The 16,061-nt window shown below is 65.8% G+C and carries 14 protein-coding genes; 11 read left to right on the top strand and 3 right to left on the bottom strand.

What is annotated here, in order from left to right; translation table 11 throughout:
- The first annotated feature begins 109 nt into the window (after nucleotides 1-109).
- The 7 genes from LJY18_RS17795 (at nucleotide 110) to LJY18_RS17765 (ending at nucleotide 9,192) form a co-directional block, all read left to right on the top strand.
- Nucleotides 110-1,060 (top strand): LysR family transcriptional regulator, encoded by a 951-nt coding sequence (locus LJY18_RS17795; protein WP_238043135.1) that lies wholly within the window; start codon nucleotides 110-112, stop codon nucleotides 1,058-1,060.
- Nucleotides 1,061-1,298: 238 nt separating this feature from the next.
- On the top strand, nucleotides 1,299-2,978 hold the full coding sequence (locus LJY18_RS17790; RefSeq protein ID WP_238043133.1) for an AMP-binding protein: 1,680 nt from the start codon (nucleotides 1,299-1,301) through the stop codon (nucleotides 2,976-2,978).
- A 22-nt stretch (nucleotides 2,979-3,000) separates the two neighbouring features.
- On the top strand, nucleotides 3,001-4,038 hold the full coding sequence (locus tag LJY18_RS17785) for an AraC family transcriptional regulator (RefSeq protein WP_238043131.1): 1,038 nt from the start codon (nucleotides 3,001-3,003) through the stop codon (nucleotides 4,036-4,038).
- 287 nt (nucleotides 4,039-4,325) lie between these two features.
- Nucleotides 4,326-5,975: an acyl-CoA synthetase gene (locus LJY18_RS17780; protein ID WP_238043129.1), complete on the top strand. Its 1,650-nt coding sequence runs from the start codon at nucleotides 4,326-4,328 to the stop codon at nucleotides 5,973-5,975.
- A 16-nt stretch (nucleotides 5,976-5,991) separates the two neighbouring features.
- The gene (locus tag LJY18_RS17775; protein WP_238043128.1) at nucleotides 5,992-6,759 is read left to right on the top strand and encodes a 3-hydroxyacyl-CoA dehydrogenase; all 768 of its coding nucleotides are present in this window, start codon (nucleotides 5,992-5,994) and stop codon (nucleotides 6,757-6,759) included.
- Nucleotides 6,760-6,856: 97 nt separating this feature from the next.
- Nucleotides 6,857-8,050, top strand: a complete 1,194-nt coding sequence (locus tag LJY18_RS17770; RefSeq protein ID WP_238043127.1) for an acetyl-CoA C-acyltransferase — start codon at nucleotides 6,857-6,859, stop codon at nucleotides 8,048-8,050.
- A 14-nt stretch (nucleotides 8,051-8,064) separates the two neighbouring features.
- Nucleotides 8,065-9,192, top strand: coding sequence for an acyl-CoA dehydrogenase family protein (locus tag LJY18_RS17765; RefSeq protein WP_238043126.1), 1,128 nt, complete (start codon nucleotides 8,065-8,067; stop codon nucleotides 9,190-9,192).
- 51 nt (nucleotides 9,193-9,243) lie between these two features.
- Here LJY18_RS17765 and LJY18_RS17760 read toward each other — a convergent pair whose 3' ends face one another.
- The 3 genes from LJY18_RS17760 to LJY18_RS17750 form a co-directional block, all read right to left on the bottom strand.
- Nucleotides 9,244-9,891 (bottom strand): DUF502 domain-containing protein, encoded by a 648-nt coding sequence (locus LJY18_RS17760; RefSeq protein ID WP_238043125.1) that lies wholly within the window; start codon nucleotides 9,889-9,891, stop codon nucleotides 9,244-9,246.
- Nucleotides 9,892-9,958: 67 nt separating this feature from the next.
- Nucleotides 9,959-10,633 carry an RES family NAD+ phosphorylase gene (locus tag LJY18_RS17755; protein WP_238043124.1) on the bottom strand — a complete coding sequence of 225 codons (675 nt, stop codon included), beginning with the start codon at nucleotides 10,631-10,633 and terminating at the stop codon, nucleotides 9,959-9,961.
- Nucleotides 10,630-11,034, bottom strand: coding sequence for an MbcA/ParS/Xre antitoxin family protein (locus tag LJY18_RS17750; RefSeq protein ID WP_238043123.1), 405 nt, complete (start codon nucleotides 11,032-11,034; stop codon nucleotides 10,630-10,632). The genes LJY18_RS17755 and LJY18_RS17750 overlap by 4 nt, the downstream gene beginning before the upstream one ends.
- A 331-nt stretch (nucleotides 11,035-11,365) precedes the next feature.
- On the opposite strand from LJY18_RS17750, the gene LJY18_RS17745 reads away from it, so the two are divergent.
- From LJY18_RS17745 to LJY18_RS17730, 4 genes are all read left to right on the top strand, one after another.
- Nucleotides 11,366-12,445: a gluconokinase, GntK/IdnK-type gene (locus LJY18_RS17745; RefSeq protein ID WP_442964505.1), complete on the top strand. Its 1,080-nt coding sequence runs from the start codon at nucleotides 11,366-11,368 to the stop codon at nucleotides 12,443-12,445.
- A 63-nt stretch (nucleotides 12,446-12,508) separates the two neighbouring features.
- The gene (locus LJY18_RS17740; protein WP_238043120.1) at nucleotides 12,509-13,786 is read left to right on the top strand and encodes a TRAP transporter large permease; all 1,278 of its coding nucleotides are present in this window, start codon (nucleotides 12,509-12,511) and stop codon (nucleotides 13,784-13,786) included.
- A gap of 103 nt (nucleotides 13,787-13,889) precedes the next feature.
- A complete protein-coding gene (locus LJY18_RS17735; RefSeq protein WP_238043118.1) occupies nucleotides 13,890-14,903 on the top strand; it encodes a TRAP transporter substrate-binding protein in 1,014 nt (337 codons plus the stop codon).
- Nucleotides 14,904-15,004: 101 nt separating this feature from the next.
- Nucleotides 15,005-16,024: a LacI family DNA-binding transcriptional regulator gene (locus LJY18_RS17730; RefSeq protein ID WP_238043117.1), complete on the top strand. Its 1,020-nt coding sequence runs from the start codon at nucleotides 15,005-15,007 to the stop codon at nucleotides 16,022-16,024.
- Nucleotides 16,025-16,061 lie beyond the last annotated feature (37 nt).

The raw sequence follows: 16,061 nt of genomic DNA, 5'->3' as shown, positions 1-16,061 counted from the left end.
GGGGCGTGCCCAGCCCGCTAACTAGGCAGATTGGCCTCGCCAAGGCGTGTGGCTCAGGGTATATGTGTGCATATTTACGGCGGCCACCCTTAAAAGTAGGCGAGTGCATATGCAAAAAAATATGGTCAGCGACAAACTAAATTGGGACGACCTGCGTTTCTTCCTCGAGGTGGCGCGGACCCGCACCGCCAGTGCGGCGGCCCGGCGTCTGGGGGTGGACTACACCACGGTGTCGCGCCGTATCCGCACCCTGGAGCAGAGCCTCGGGGCCCTGTTGTTCGAGAAATCACGCTCGACCGGCTTTGTCCTGACCGTGGAGGGCCAACGCCTGCTGGGCTACGCGGAAACCCTGGAAAGCACCTTGCTGGCTGCCTGCGAGCAGGTGTCCGGCACCCGCCTGGGGCTTTCCGGGCACCTGCGCGTCGCCAGCACCGAAGCGTTCGGCTGCTGGTTTGTCAGCGCGCAGATGAGTGGCTTCCTCGAGCGCTACCCGCATATCTCCCTGGACATCCTGCCGGTGCCGCACTTCGTCAGCCTGTCGCGGCGCGAAGCGGATATCGCCATCACCCTGGAGCGCCCGGAGCGCGGGCCCTATGTCTGCTCCAAGCTGTGCGACTATCGCCTGCGCATTTACGCCACGCCCGGATATCTGGCCAGCCATGCGCCGATCCACACCCGCGAGGACCTGGCCGTGCACCCCTTCGTCACCTATGTCGACGACCTGGCCTTCAGCTCCAAGTTGCTCTACCTCAACGACCTGCTACCCGGCGCCACCAGCCACCTGCGCAGCACCAGTGTGATTGCCCAGTACCACGCCACCCTGCAAGGTCGGGCCATGGCCATTCTGCCAAGCTTCCTGGCCGGGCCGGATCCGCGCCTGTGTGAAGTGTTGCCGGATCAGGTCGACATCATTCGCCAGTTCTGGCTTTCCTACAGTGAAGATCTGCGCAAGCTCAAACGGGTGACGCTGGCCGCCGAATACCTGCGCGCCTGTGCAGACCTCAATCGCCCTCTGCTGATGGGGGAGTCGACCGATATGCACTACCTGGCGATGGACTGAGCCGGCGGGTTCGGGCAGCGCAAGCGCTGCGAATCAGGTGGCCCTATGGCCTAGCGCCAAGGGCGGCGGTGCAAGTGCCCGGCGTCGCTGCGGGCGTTTGCTCCATGCGACCAATGGGTGACTGGACGGTCGACGCGGTCTTGCTATAGCTTGCCGTTAACGTAAGGATAAGGCTGGATTCTCGCCTGGGCTTCTACGCTCTGCAGGCCACCCCATTACAAGCACAAGAGGGAAAGCCATGAATCACCCCAGCTATACCCGCGGCCCGCAGGACAAGGCGCTGCTGGCCATGACAATCGGCCAGGCGTTCGACCGGACGGTGGCGCGCTTCGCCGAGCGCGAGGCCCTGGTGGTGCGCCACCAGAACCTGCGCTATTCCTGGGCCGAGTTGGCCGAGCAGGTCGACAGTTGCGCCCGTGCGCTGCTGGCGCTGGGCGTCGAGGCGGGGGAACGGGTCGGCATCTGGTCGCCTAACTGCGCCCAGTGGTGCATCACCCAGTTCGCCAGCGCCAAGATCGGCGCGATTCTGGTCAACATCAATCCGGCCTACCGCGGTAGCGAGCTGGAGTACGCGCTCAAGCATTCCGGCTGCCGCTGGCTGGTCAGCGCCGATGCCTTCAAGAGCTCCGACTACCACGCCATGCTGGCCGAACTGTTGCCGGAACTGGCCGCCAGCCAGCCGGGCGAGATGCACAGTACGCGGCTGCCGGAGCTGCGCGGGGTGATCAGCCTGGCTGAGCGAGCGCCAGCCGGCTTCCTCTGCTGGCATGAGCTGGCGGGCCTGGCCAGCCCGGTCAGCGCCGAGCAGTTGGCCACGCGCGAGGCGCTGCTGCAGTTCGACGACCCGATCAACATCCAGTACACCTCTGGCACCACCGGCGCGCCCAAGGGCGCGACCCTCAGCCACTACAACATCCTCAACAACGGCTATATGGTTGGCGAGAGCCTGGGCCTGAGCGAACACGACCGCCTGGTGATCCCGGTGCCGCTGTACCACTGCTTCGGCATGGTCATGGGCAACCTCGGCTGCCTGACCCATGGCAGCACCATGATCTACCCGGGGGCCGCCTTCGAACCGCTGGCCACCCTGCAGGCGGTGGCCGAGGAGCGGGCCACGGTGCTCTACGGCGTGCCGACCATGTTCATCGCCGAGCTGGATCTGCCGGAGCGTGCCGGCCTGGACCTGTCCACCCTGCGCAGCGGGATCATGGCCGGCTCTACCTGCCCGATCGAGGTGATGAAGCGGGTGATCGGCGAGATGCACATGGCCGAGGTGCAGATCGCCTACGGCATGACCGAGACCAGCCCGGTGTCGACCCAGACGGCCGCCGATGACGATCTGCAGTGTCGGGTCAGCAGTGTCGGCCGGACCCAGCCGCACCTGGAGAGCAAGGTGATCGATAAGCAGGGCCGCATCGTCCCGCGCGGGCAGGTCGGTGAACTGTGCACCCGTGGCTACAGCGTCATGCTTGGCTACTGGAACAACCCGCAGGCCACCGCCGAGGCCCTCGACCCGGCGCGCTGGATGCACACCGGCGACCTGGCGGTGATGGACGAGCAGGGCTACCTGAGCATCGTCGGGCGCAACAAGGACATGATCATCCGCGGCGGCGAGAACGTCTATCCGCGGGAGATCGAGGAGTTCCTCTTCGGCCACCCTGCGGTGGCCGACGTGCAGGTGATCGGCGTGCCCGACGCCAAGTACGGCGAGGAGATCGCCGCCTGGGTGCAACTGCACCCGGGCCACGCCTGCGATGCCGAGACCCTGCGCGCCTACTGCAAGGCCCACATCGCCCACTTCAAGGTGCCGCGCTACTTCAGGTTCGTCGATCAGTTCCCCATGACCGTGACCGGCAAGGTGCAGAAGTACCGCATGCGCGAACTGATGCTGGCGGAGCTGGAGCAGGGCGCTAGCTGATGGCGGCGGTCCTGGCGTGGGCATGACGGCGACTGCGGTCGAGAAGGGCACCATCTCCGTGCGCCTGGTCGGCGAAGCCCTGCAGCAATGGCGCGCCCGGGGTCAGGACTGCGACGCGCTGCTGACCCAGGCCGGGATCGCCCCCGAATTGCTCAACAAGCCTTATGCGCGGGTCTCCGCGCAGGCCTATGCGCGCCTGTGGCTGGCGCTGGCCAAGGCGATGGACGACGAGTTCTTCGGCATGAACCCGCGGCGGATGAAGTCCGGCAGCTACGCCTTCATGGCCCGCGCCGCCTCGCGCGAGCCGACCCTGGGCGCGGCCCTGGACACTGCGCTGGCGTTTCTCGGCCTGGTGTTCGATGGCCTGACCCCGCGCCTGGAGCGCCAGGGCGGGATGGCGGCGATCGTCATCGACGAGCCAGCGGGGCAAGCCTGCCGCGCCTTCGGCTGTTTCACCCTGTGGATGATCGTGCACGGCCTGGCTTGCTGGCTGGCCGGAAGGCGTATCCCGATCCTGGCGGTCGAGCTGCACTGCCAGGCGCCGGACTACCTCGAGGATTACCGGGTGATGTTCAGCAGCAACCTGCGCTTCGCCCGGCCGCGCAGTCGCCTGCTGTTCAATGCCGAGTGCCTGGAGCAACCGCTGCGCCGCAGCGAGCGCGAACTCAAGCGCTTCCTCGCCGGCGCGCCGGCCAACATCCTGGTGCGTTACCGCGATCCGCGCAGCCATGCGGCGCGGATCAAGGTCTACCTGCGCAGCCTCAAGGCCGAGCGCTGGCCGGCTTTCGAGGCGCTCGCCAGTCATTTCTTCATGGCGCCCTCGACCCTGCGGCGCAAACTGGCCCTCGAGGGCCAGTCCTACCAGGGTCTCAAGGATCAGGTGCGGCGCGACCAGGCCATCGCCCGATTGGACAGCGGCGAGGGCAACTTCACCGAGCTGGCCTTCGATCTGGGCTTCGCCGACAGCAGCGCCTTTTACAAGGCGTTCAAGAAGTGGACCGGCACCACCCCGGGGCAGTACCGCGCGCTGATGCATCCCGAGCAGCAGCCCCCAGTCTGAGAGCTTGTGAAAAACTCTCGCCTACTGCGACCGCCCCCAGGCGCCCGCTGCTGGCGTTGCGCTAAGCAAAAAACGGGGGGTCATTTAGCTCACTAAACTCCCCCATTTTTCGCGTAGCGCGCCTTGCCGCGAACACCTGGAGACGCTCTCGCGACGGCACTCGATATTTTCACAACCTCTAAGTCCAGTTGTCCAAATCGCTCAGGCCGATAGACGCCTGTCGACATTGTCGCCGCACGCAGGCGCCGCGACTATTCAGGGACAACAACAAACCGAGAGTCTCCGACATGCAGGATTACCTGAGCACTGCCCGCGACTTCGATCTGCCCAGCACGGCCGCCACCACCCTGGCCGGTTCCCTCGACGCCCTCAACGCCTGTGTCGAATGCTGCGACCGGCATGCCTTGCCGGGGCGCATCGCGCTGTTCTGGGAAGGCCGCGACGGCAGCAGTGCCAGTTACACCTTCTGCGAGCTGCAGGAGCAGGCGGCGCGTTTCGCCAACTTCCTCCAGGCCCAGGGCGTGGGCCCCGGCGATTGCGTGGCGGGCATGCTGCCGCGCAACGTCGAGCTGCTGATCACCATCCTCGGCACCTGGCGCCTGGGCGCGGTGTACCAGCCGCTGTTCACCGCGTTCGGCCCCAAGGCCATCGAGCACCGCTTGCAGGGTTCCGGCGCCAAGGTGGTGGTGACTGACGGAGTCAATCGCGGCAAACTCGACGAGGTCGAGGGTGCACCGCTGCTGGTCACGGTCGCTGGCGCCAAGGGACAGGGCATCCAGCGCGGTGACTTCAGCTTCTGGGCCGAGCTGGAGCGTCACTCGGCCGAGTTCGAGCCGGTGCTGCGTTCGGCCGACGATCCCTTCCTGATGATGTTCACCTCCGGCACCACCGGGCTGGCCAAGCCGGTGTCGGTGCCGCTCAAGGCGATCCTGGCCTTCGTCGGCTACATGCGCGAGGCGGTCGACCTGCGCCCCGAGGACGCCTTCTGGAACCTGGCCGATCCCGGTTGGGCCTACGGCCTCTACTACGCGGTGACCGGCCCGCTGGCGATGGGCCACCCGACCACCTTCTACGAAGGGCCGTTCACGGTGGAGAGCACCTGCCGGATCATCCGCAAGTACGCCATCAGCAACCTGGCCGGTTCGCCCACCGCTTTCCGCCTGCTGCTGGCCGCCAAGCAGCAGGTCGAGCCGCTGCTGCGCAGGCGCCTGCGCGCGGTCAGCAGCGCCGGCGAGCCGCTGAGCCCGGAGGTGATCCGCTGGTTCGCCGACGGCCTGGACACCTGCATCCACGACCACTATGGTCAGACCGAACTGGGTATGGTGCTGTGCAACCATCATGCACTGGCCCATCCGGTACGCCTCGGCGCCGCCGGTTTCGCCGTTCCCGGGCACCGCGTGGTGGTGCTGGACGAACAGCAGCGCGAGCTGCCGCATGGCCAGCCGGGCATCCTCGCGCTGGACCGGACGCGTTCGCCGTTGTTCTGGTTTCCCGGTTATCAGGACATGCCGACCAAGGCTTTCGTCGGCAACTACTACCTCAGCGGCGACACCGTCGAACTGAACGAGGACGGCAGCATCAGCTTCGTCGGCCGCAGCGATGATGTGATCACCACCTCCGGCTACCGCGTTGGCCCGTTTGACGTCGAGAGCGCGCTGATCGAGCACCCGGCGGTAATCGAGGCGGCGGTGATCGGCAAGCCGGACCCGGAGCGCACCGAACTGGTCAAGGCCTTCGTCGTCCTGCAACCGCAGTTCCGCGCCGACGCCGCACTGGCTGAAGAGCTTAAGCAGCATGTGCGCAAGCGCCTGTCGGCGCATGCCTACCCACGCGAAGTCGAGTTCGTCGACGAGCTGCCCAAGACCCCCAGCGGCAAGATCCAGCGCTTTCTCCTGCGCAATCAGGAAATCGCCAAGGCCCAGGCGGCCGTTAACTGAACAAGGAACCACAAGCATGCGTATCGAAGACCGGGTATTTCTAATCACGGGTGCGAGCTCCGGCCTGGGCCTGGCCACCGCCCGGACGCTGATCGGGCAGGGCGCCAAGGTGCTGCTGGCCGATATCAACACCGAGGCCGGCGAGGCGCGGGCCGCGGAGCTGGGCGCCCAGGCGCGCTTCGTGCAGACCGACATCACCCGCGAGGAGGATGGCTGCCGTGCAGTGGCTGCGGCACTGGAAGCCTTTGGCGGCCTGCACGGGCTGATCAACTGCGCTGGCGTGGCGCCAGCGGAGAAGGTCCTGGGGCGCAACGGCGCCCATGGCCTGGACAGCTTCAGCCGGGTGATCCAGATCAACCTGATTGGTAGCTTCAACATGCTGCGCCTGGCCGCCGAGGCCATGGCCCGGGGCGAGCCGAACGAGGAGGGCGAGCGCGGGGTGATCGTCAACACCGCCTCGGTCGCCGCCTTCGACGGGCAGATGGGCCAGGCCGCCTATGCCGCCTCCAAGGGCGGCGTGGCCGCCCTGACCCTGCCGGCGGCACGCGACCTGGCGCGTTCGGGGATCCGCGTGATGTGCATCGCCCCGGGCATCTTCGAGACGCCGATGATGGCCGGCATGCCGCAGGAGGTGCGCGATTCGCTGGCGGCCAACGTGCCGTTCCCGCCGCGCCTGGGCCGCCCGGACGAATACGCCGCGCTGGTGCGGCACATCATCGAGAACCCCATGCTCAATGGCGAGGTCATCCGCCTGGATGGCGCCTTGCGCATGGCGGCCAAATAAAGCGGTCCAACTACTATAAGGGCTCGATAGTGCTAGCTAGCGGGCCAGAGACAGATCGGGTAACGCGCAGCGAAACCCGCCGATGAGGGCAACGAACATGAGCAAGCAACAGGATCCGGTAGTCATCGTCAGCGCCGCACGCACGCCCATGGGCGGCTTCCTCGGCGACTTCAAGTCGGTCACGGCCGCGCAACTGGGCGCCGCGGCGATCCGTGCCACCCTCGAACGCGCGGGCCTGGCCAGCGATGCGGTGGACGAGGTGATCATGGGCTGCGTGCTGCAGGCCGGCCAGGGCCAGGCGCCGGCGCGTCAGGCGGCGCTGGGCGCGGGCCTGAGCCAGGGCACGGTGTGTTCGACAGTAAACAAGATGTGCGGCTCGGGGATGAAGGCGGCGATGTTCGGCCATGACCTGCTGCTCGCCGGCAGCGCCGAGGTGGTGATCGCCGGCGGCATGGAGAGCATGTCCAACGCGCCCTATCTGCTGGAGCGTGCACGCAGCGGCTACCGCATGGGTCATGACCGGGTGCTCGACCACATGTTCCTTGACGGTCTCGAGGACGCCTACGACAAGGGCCGGCTGATGGGCACCTTCGCCGAGGACTGCGCCCAGACTTACGGCTTCACCCGCGAGCAGCAGGATGCCTTCGCCATCGCTTCGCTGACCCGCGCGCAGCAGGCCATCAACGCCGGGCGGTTCCACGCCGAGATTGTTGCGGTGGAGGCCAAGATCGGCCGCGACCTGCGCAGCATCGACAGCGACGAGCAGCCGCCGAAGGCCCGCCCGGACAAGATTCCCACCCTCAAGCCGGCGTTCCGCGAGGGCGGTACGGTGACCGCGGCCAATGCCAGTTCGATCTCCGACGGTGGCGCCGCGTTGCTGCTGATGCGCTTGTCCGAGGCTGAGAAGCGCGGCCTGAAGCCCTTGGCGGCGATCCGCGGACACGCCACCTTCGCCCACGCGCCGAACCTGTTCGCCACCGCGCCGGTCGGCGCCCTGCAACGCCTGATGACGCGCACCGGCTGGGAAATCGGCCAGGTCGACCTGTTCGAAGTCAACGAGGCCTTCGCCGTGGTGCCGATGGCGGCCATGCGCGACCTCGACATCCCCCACGACAAGCTCAATGTGCATGGCGGCGCCTGCGCCCTCGGCCACCCGATCGGTGCGTCCGGCGCGCGGGTCCTGGTGACCCTGCTCAGTGCCCTGCAGCAGTACGACCTCAAGCGCGGCGTCGCCTCGCTGTGCATCGGCGGCGGCGAGGCCACGGCCATGGCCATCGAGTTGCTCAACTGAACCGGGAGAGCCCCATGATTCCATCAGAACAAGACCTGCAGATCCGTGACATGGCCCGCCAGTTCGCCCAGGAGCGGCTGAAGCCCTTCGCCGCCGACTGGGACCGCGAGCACCGTTTCCCCGCCGAGGCCATCGCCGAGATGGGCGAGCTGGGCTTCATGGGCATGCTGGTACCGGAAGACTGGGGCGGCGCCCAGACCGGCCACCTGGCCTACGCCATGGCCCTGGAGGAGATCGCCGCCGGCGACGGCGCCTGTTCGACCATCATGAGCGTGCACAACTCGGTGGGCTGCATGCCGATTCTGAAATACGGCAGCGAGGAGCAGAAACGGCGCTTCCTCCAGCCGCTGGCCGAGGGGCGCATGCTCGGCGCCTTCGCCCTCACCGAACCCCAGGCCGGCTCGGACGCCAGCGACCTGCGCACCCGCGCGCGGCGCGACGGCGAGCACTATGTGCTCACGGGCAGCAAGCAGTTCATCACCTCCGGCAGCCACGCCGGCATGGTGATCGTGTTCGCCGTAACCGATCCGGCGGCCGGCAAGAAGGGCATCAGCGCCTTTATCGTGCCCACCGACAGCCCCGGCTATTCGGTGGTGCGGGTCGAGGACAAACTCGGCCAGCACGCCTCGGACACCTGCCAGATCCAGTTCGACGAGGTGCGCCTGCCGGCCAGCCTGCGCCTGGGCGAGGAGGGCCAGGGCTACCGTATCGCCCTGGGTAATCTGGAAGGCGGGCGCATCGGCATCGCCGCCCAGGCGGTGGGCATGGCCCGTGCGGCCTTCGAGGCGGCGCGCGACTACGCCCATGAGCGGCAGACCTTCGGCAAGCCGATCATCGAGCACCAGGCGGTGGCGTTCCGCCTGGCCGACATGGCGACGCAGATCGCCGTGGCGCGGCAGATGGTGCATCACGCTGCCAGCCTGCGCGAAGCCGGCTTGCCGTGCCTGACCGAGGCCTCGATGGCCAAGCTGTTCGCCTCGGAGATGGCCGAGCGGGTCTGTTCGGCGGCGCTGCAGACCCTCGGCGGCTACGGCTACCTCAAGGACTTTCCGCTGGAGCGGATCTATCGCGACGTGCGCGTGTGCCAGATCTACGAAGGGACCAGCGACGTGCAACGGTTGGTGATCGCGCGCAGTTTCTAGATCCCCGGCAGGTCGCCTCGTGCGCGCAAAGGCGCCGCACGGGGCTGCTGGCTAGACTGTGCGCGGGCTCTGTGGTGGCGGGTTGATGCCCATGGACAGATAAATGCTGGTAAAGGCATCGACGCCGATATTGGCCGGCTTGACCCATTCCACCGGTACATACAGCAGGCCGCCGCCGATGGGGATGGGCGCGGTGGGCACCAGGACCGCGTAATAGCTGCGGCCATCGATATCAATGGGTATCGGGTTGGGCATCAGCGCCAGCACGGCGACCCCATCCCCACCGAACAGGCACCAGACGGGGCTCATGGCGTTGATGTCGGCCCCTTCCTTCTTCTCCAGCAGGTCGACGAAGCGATCCGCCAGGTTGTACAGCTTGCCGAACAGTGGAATGCGCCGCAGGGTCAGGTCGGTCAGCCATTGCAGCGGGCGGCGCAGCCCGAGCTGCACGCCCAGGCCCAGGGCATAGATGCCCATCAGCAGCGCCGCTGTACCCAAGGTGTACGCCAGGTAGGCGTTGCTGGCGAATGGCTGGCCCATGCTGGAAAACACCTGGCCGATATAGCTGGCCGGCCCGATTGCCCGGTTCAACAGGCCGACCAGCCAGGACAGCAGCGTCAGGCTCAAGGCCAGCGGCAGCAAGACGATCAAGCCGGCTAGCCAGGTGGTGAGGAGGGCGTTGACGCTTTTCTTGAACATGGATGAGATCCGGTAGGTGGCGGTAGCAGGCAGACAGCTGCCCAGGCCCTGAGAATGGACGGCTAATTCAGGCGATGGTTTTAAGGGTGAAGACGTCGGTGATCCGCTGCAGCTTGCCATCCCAGACGTAGCGCAGGTGCACGCCCTGGTGCGGGATGCTCGCTGCCGGCGGGCGGAACAGGGCGGCGCATTCGCCGGCGGGGTGGCGCACGCTGCGGTAGAGCAGGCCCCAGGAACCCCGCTTGCGCTGCTCGGCGGCGAAGCGCTGGGCAATCGGGTAGGCGGCCGGATCCGGGTCGTGCAGCTGCTCGTGATCCTGGCGAATATCGTCCAGTGCCTTGACCACCCGGCAGACGTAGGCCCGCAGGGTCAGCTCCAGGCTCGGCTCATGGGTCGCGCGCAGGAAGCGCTCGCGGTGGTAGCGGGTTTCCGCCACCGCGGTGTGCAGGCTGTCGCCACAGTAGTAGACGCCATACTGGCCGGCGGTGAAGCGGCTGATCGCGCCGACATGGGTGAAGGCGGCCATCAGCGGCGACGAACCGGGGCCGCTGACCCGGTCTGCTGGCGCCACGTGAGCGAGCAGGCCGGCTTCTTCGCGCAGGCGGTCGTTGGTCAGGCCCTCGATCAGGAACGCCTGCTCGAGGTCGGCGGCATCCAGCACATCCTCGAACACCGAGATCGGCGGAAAGGCACTGGAGACCAGGCGATAGGCCCGCGGCCAGGCGGGCAGGGTCTGCTTCAACCCCGGACCCCATCGAGGTAACGGCGCACGTCGGCGAGGTCGACTACACCGCCGGCGAGCATCAGCTCGAGTGCACTGCTGCCGTTGAACGGCGCCTCACTGTTGGCTTTTCTCACCCATTCATAGGTCGAGGGTTTGTCGCCGAACAGGATGCGCAGGGACTTGTGAATACCCATCAGGTAGGAGACTCGCTCCATGGTGTCGCGGGGCAGGCGCACCTCCGGCAGTTGCCGGTATTTGTACAGGGTGCTGCGGCCAATCGAGCCCAGCAGCACCATCTGCTCCTCGACCGAACACTGCCACTTGTTCATCAGGTTGAAGAAGAATTTCAGCGCGACCTGACCGGCCTTGGGCGACTCGATGTCGAGGGCTGGAGCGTTGCGTGGCGCGGCAGCAGTCATGCTGGCGTCTCCATATATAGACTTATTGATAATCATAGTCTTCATGTGGAAGTGTGGCAACGCCTCGTGAAATGCTCGCCGCACACCCGGGTTCACTCTGGCCGGGTTCTGAGCGCTATCCCGCAGACGGGTTCGACCAGCCTGAATGGTGACCAGGTGCCGCCCGGCGGCTTTTCGATAATTGTCTTGCGCGAGGCTTGTCGAACAACATGGTTAGCGCTAACATCGATTCAAACAATGAGCGGCCCCACACCGATGGCGCCCTGGAGAACCCATGCAGACAGTCAATCCTGCCACCGCCGTCAATCCGGCACGCCGCACCCTGGTAGTCATGGGCGTGAGTGGCTCCGGCAAGAGCGAAATCAGCCAGGCCGTGGCCAGCGAACTTAACTGGCGGCATATCGAAGCTGATCATTTCCATCCCGAGGCAAACGTCGAACGGATGCGCGCCGGCACTGCCCTCACCGATGACGACCGGATCCACTGGCTGGATGCGTTGAGTCGCGAGATGCAGGCCGCCCAGGCTGAAGGTGAGGGCTTCGTGCTCGCCTGTTCGGCGCTCAAACGCAGCTACCGCGAGCGGCTGCGCGCCGCCGTGCCGGGCTTGCAGTTCGCCCACCTGGATATCGATCGGGCTACCGCCTTGCAGCGGGTGGGGGCTCGCCCCGGGCATTTCATGCCGATCTCGCTGGTCGATAGCCAGTTCAGTACCCTTGAGTCACCCCGCGGCGAGGCCCATGTAGCCAGCGTCAGCGCCGCGCAGAGCCGCGCCGAGGTGGTTGCGCAGATCTGTGCCTGGGCACGCCGCGACGCCACGGGTGAGGAGATCGAGGCGCAAGTGGACCTTTCTGCGCAGCCACTTGATAGCGCTAACCATGCGCCGCAACTGACGACCGAACCCATCTATACCGGCGGATTGGCGCAGGTATTCGACCGCCTCACCGACGGCCTGATGGCTGGCTTGATGGCCTTCATGGTGGTCGCCGTATTCATCAACGTGGTGCTGCGCTATGCCTTTGGTACTGGCTGGGCCGGTGTCGAGGAACTGTCGCGCCTGGCCTTCGTCTGGCTGGTGTTCGTCGGGGTGGCCTCGAGCATGCGCCGCGGCGAACTGATGAGCTTTCGCATGATCCGCGACCGCTTTCCCCATGCCGCCCGCCGTTTGCTCGACTCGGCCAGCTGGCTGTTGGTGATAGTCGCCAGCCTGCTCTCGGCCCTGGGCGCCTGGAGCCAGGTGCAGTACGGCTGGGGCAACCACAGCACGGTGGTCGGTTACCCGGTGGTGCTGGCGATGATCCCGGTGTTGGCCAGCATGGTGGTGCTGGCGCTGTTGGCGCTGGTGCAGTTGGTCAACGTCTGGCGCAGACCTGTCGAGCAGGCTGCCGCGCTGGCCAATGTCACGGCTGATTGAGCGGTTCTTCGCGTTGCATTCATTACCTAACAATATCGGGCACTGCCCACCGAGGACCCGCTGATGACCGTCGCTGTCTTCCTTGCTTCACTGCTGGGCTTCATGTCCTTCGGCATGCCCATTGCCTTCGCCCTGATCCTTACCGGCGCGGTGCTGATGTGGTACTTGCAGTTCTGGGACGTACAATTGCTGGCGCAGAACCTGCTCGCCGGGGCCGATAGTTTCCCGCTGCTGGCCGTACCCTTCTTCATCCTGGCTGGCGAGCTGATGAATGCCGGCGGTATTTCCCGGCGCATCATCGCCATGGCCCAGGCCTACTTCGGCCACCTGCGTGGCGGCCTGGGTTATGTGGCGATCGCCGCGGCGGTGCTGCTGGCGAGCATGTCCGGCTCGGCCCTGGCCGATACCGCGGCGCTGGCAACCTTGTTGCTGCCGATGATGCGCCAGCGTGGTTATCCGCTGCATTCCTCGGCGGGGTTGGTCGCCGCTGGCGGCATCATTGCACCGATCATCCCGCCGTCGATGCCCTTCGTGATCTACGGTGTGGTGACCAATACCTCGATCAGTCAGCTGTTTATGGCCGGCCTGGTGCCGGGTCTGATCATGGGCGGTGGCCTGATCGTCGCCTGGACCCTGATCGCCCGCGGTTTCACCGAGCCGACTCCGCCCAGGGCGAGCAAGGCCGAACGCCGTCACGCGCTGGTGGACGGCGCCGCCGCGCTGATGCTGCCGGTCATCATTGTCGGCGGCCTGCGCTTCGGCATCTTCACCCCGACTGAGGCGGCGGTGGTGGCGGCGGTCTACGCCCTGGCGGTGTCGACCCTGCTCTATCGCGAGCTGAACTGGGCGGCGCTGAGCGAAACCATGACCCGTGCCAGTCGCACCACCGCCTCGGTGATGTTCCTCTGCGCGGCAGCCACGGTGTCGGCCTATATGGTCACCCTGGCCCAGTTGCCCGAGGAAATCGGCGCCATGCTCGGGCCGTTGCTCAACCATCCGCACCTGCTGATGCTGGCGATCATGCTGCTGATGATCGCGGTCGGCATGGTCCTCGACCTGACCCCGACCATCCTAATTCTGGCGCCGGTGCTGGCTCCCATCGCGATCAAGGCCGGCATTGATCCGGTGTACTTCGGCGTGATGTTCGTGCTGATCGGCTCCATTGGCCTGATCACCCCGCCGGTGGGCACTGTGCTCAACGTGGTCGGAGGCATTGGCAGGCTGCGCATGGAAATCCTGGTGCGCGGGGTGATGCCGTTCTTCCTGATTTACCTGGGCATAGTCGCGCTGCTGATCGCGTTCCCGGCCATCGTCACGGTACCGCTGGCATGGTTGCGCTGAAACCGTTGTTTTCCGCGCCCGGTGGCAAGCTGCCGGGCATCCCGTTGTAGGTTGCACAAAAAATAGCCGTTTTACTTCCCACAACAATAAGAGGCACTTGCTGATGAAACGTCCACTGATTACCGTTCTGGCCGCGGCCATGCTGTTGAGCCCACTGGCCACGCTCACCGCGCAGGCCGATGAAGTCCGCTCGCGAATGATTCGCTTCGGCTACGGCCTCAACGAACAGAGCAACCAGGGCCGGGCGGCCAAGCTGTTCGCCGAGGAAATCGCCAAGGCCTCCGACGGCAAATTGAAGATGCGCACCTACGCCGCGGCCAGCCTGGGTTCGGACGACCAGATGCAGAGCGCGCTGATTGGTGGCGCCCAGGAAATGATGGTCGGTTCCACCGCCACCCTGGTCGGCATCACCAAGGAAATGGCGGTATGGGATACGCCCTTCCTGTTCACCCGCGAGCAGCAGGCCGATGCGGTGCTGGATGGTCCGGTCGGGCGCCAGGTGATGGACAAGCTGGAAGAGAAGGGCCTGGTCGGCCTGGTCTACTGGGAAAACGGCTTTCGCAACATGACCAACAACACCCGGCCGATCACCAAGCTGGAGGATTTCTCCGGGATCAAGCTACGCGTGATGCCTAATCCGGTGTTCCTCGAGACCTTCAACTTGATGGGCGCCAACGCCGTGCCGTTGCCATTCTCCGAACTGTTCACCGCGCTGGAGACCAAGGCGGTCGATGGTCAGGAAAACCCCTTCAACACCATCCTCTCGTCGAAGTTCTTCGAGGTGCAGAAGTACCTGACCGTGACCAACCATGTCTACAGCCCGTGGATCGTCACCGCCTCCAAGCGCTGGTGGGACGGCCTGTCGCAGACCGAGCAGGGCATCATCATGGATGCGGCGCTCAAGGCCCGCGACTTCGAGCGCCTGGACACCCGCGCAGAAGCGGCCAAGGCGCTGGCCCAGCTCAAGGACAACGGCATGCAGGTCAACCAGATCAGTGACGATGAGGTGCAACGCATGCGCGAACGGGCCAAGCCGGCGATCCAGCAGGTGATCGATACGGTCGGCCAGCCACTGTTCGACCAGGTGCAGGCCGAGTTGGCGAAAACCTCGAACTGAGCCGTGTGGCGCGCACCCGGCATGCTCCGCCGGGTGCGCACTGCTCACCCGGCAGATGCCAGTCGCTGCTAGACTCGCCTGCCTTTTCCAGGGAAGTATCCATGAGCCCACGTCGTCGTCGCTCCGCCGAACGCATCACCCTGTCCGATGTGGCCAAGGCCGCTGGCTGCTCGCTGATGTCCGCCTCGCGCGCCTTGTCGCAACCGGAGCGGGTTTCCGATGCGCTGCGCGCACAGGTCATGCAGGCGGCCAAGGAACTCGGCTATGTGGCGAATCCGGCCGCGCGGGCGTTGGCCAGTTCCAAATCGAATCTGGTGGCGGTGCTGATTCCGTCACTGTCCAACTCGGTCTTCGTTGACACCGTCGAGGCGATCCAGCGGGTGCTGATGCCTGCCGGCTTCGAGATGATGATCGGGGTCAGCCACTATCGGCCCGAGGAAGACGAGCGTTTGCTACGTTCCTATCTGGCGCATCAGCCGGCCGGTCTGCTGCTCACCGGTTTCGAGCGCAGCGACACGGCGCGGGAGATTCTTGGCGGTTGTCGCGGCCCCATCGTCACCATGATGGAGTTGAGCGATGCCGAGGACGAATACTGCGTCGGCTTCTCGCAACTGGATGCTGGCGCGGCCATGACCAACGCATTGATCGAACGTGGCTACCGGCATATCGCCTTCGCCGCCGCCCAACTCGACCCGCGAACCCTGCAGCGTGCCGAAGGTTATCGACAGTGCATGCAGGCGCACGGGCGTTATAATCCGAGCCTGGAATTGCTCACCCCGGAACTGTCGTCGATTGGCCTGGGGGCGAATCTGTTGGACCGCTTGCTGGCTCAACACCCAGAGATAGATGCAGTGTTCTTCAACAACGATGACCTGGCCCTGGGGGCATTGTTTCGCGCGCGTCAGCTCGACCTGGCGGTGCCGCAGCGCCTGGCCATTGCCGGTTTCAACGATCTGCCGGCCGCCGCCTGGGTGCATCCGACGCTGACCACCGTGCGTACCATCCGTGGCCGCATTGGCCAGTTGGCCGGGGAGATGTTGCTCACCCTGATGCGCGGCGAGCAGCCGGCGGCGCACTGCATCGATGTGGGCTTCGAACTGGTGCTGCGCGAAAGCGCATGAGAGGGGCTGTTGATAAAAAAGCCCCGGATTCGGGGCT

Source organism: Pseudomonas sp. MMS21 TM103, from assembly GCF_022132145.1.
In the GTDB taxonomy this organism is placed as follows: Bacteria; Pseudomonadota; Gammaproteobacteria; order Pseudomonadales; family Pseudomonadaceae; genus Aquipseudomonas.
The sequence above is the reverse complement of the archived record's forward strand: the minus strand, read 5'-3'. Positions and strand labels throughout refer to the sequence as shown.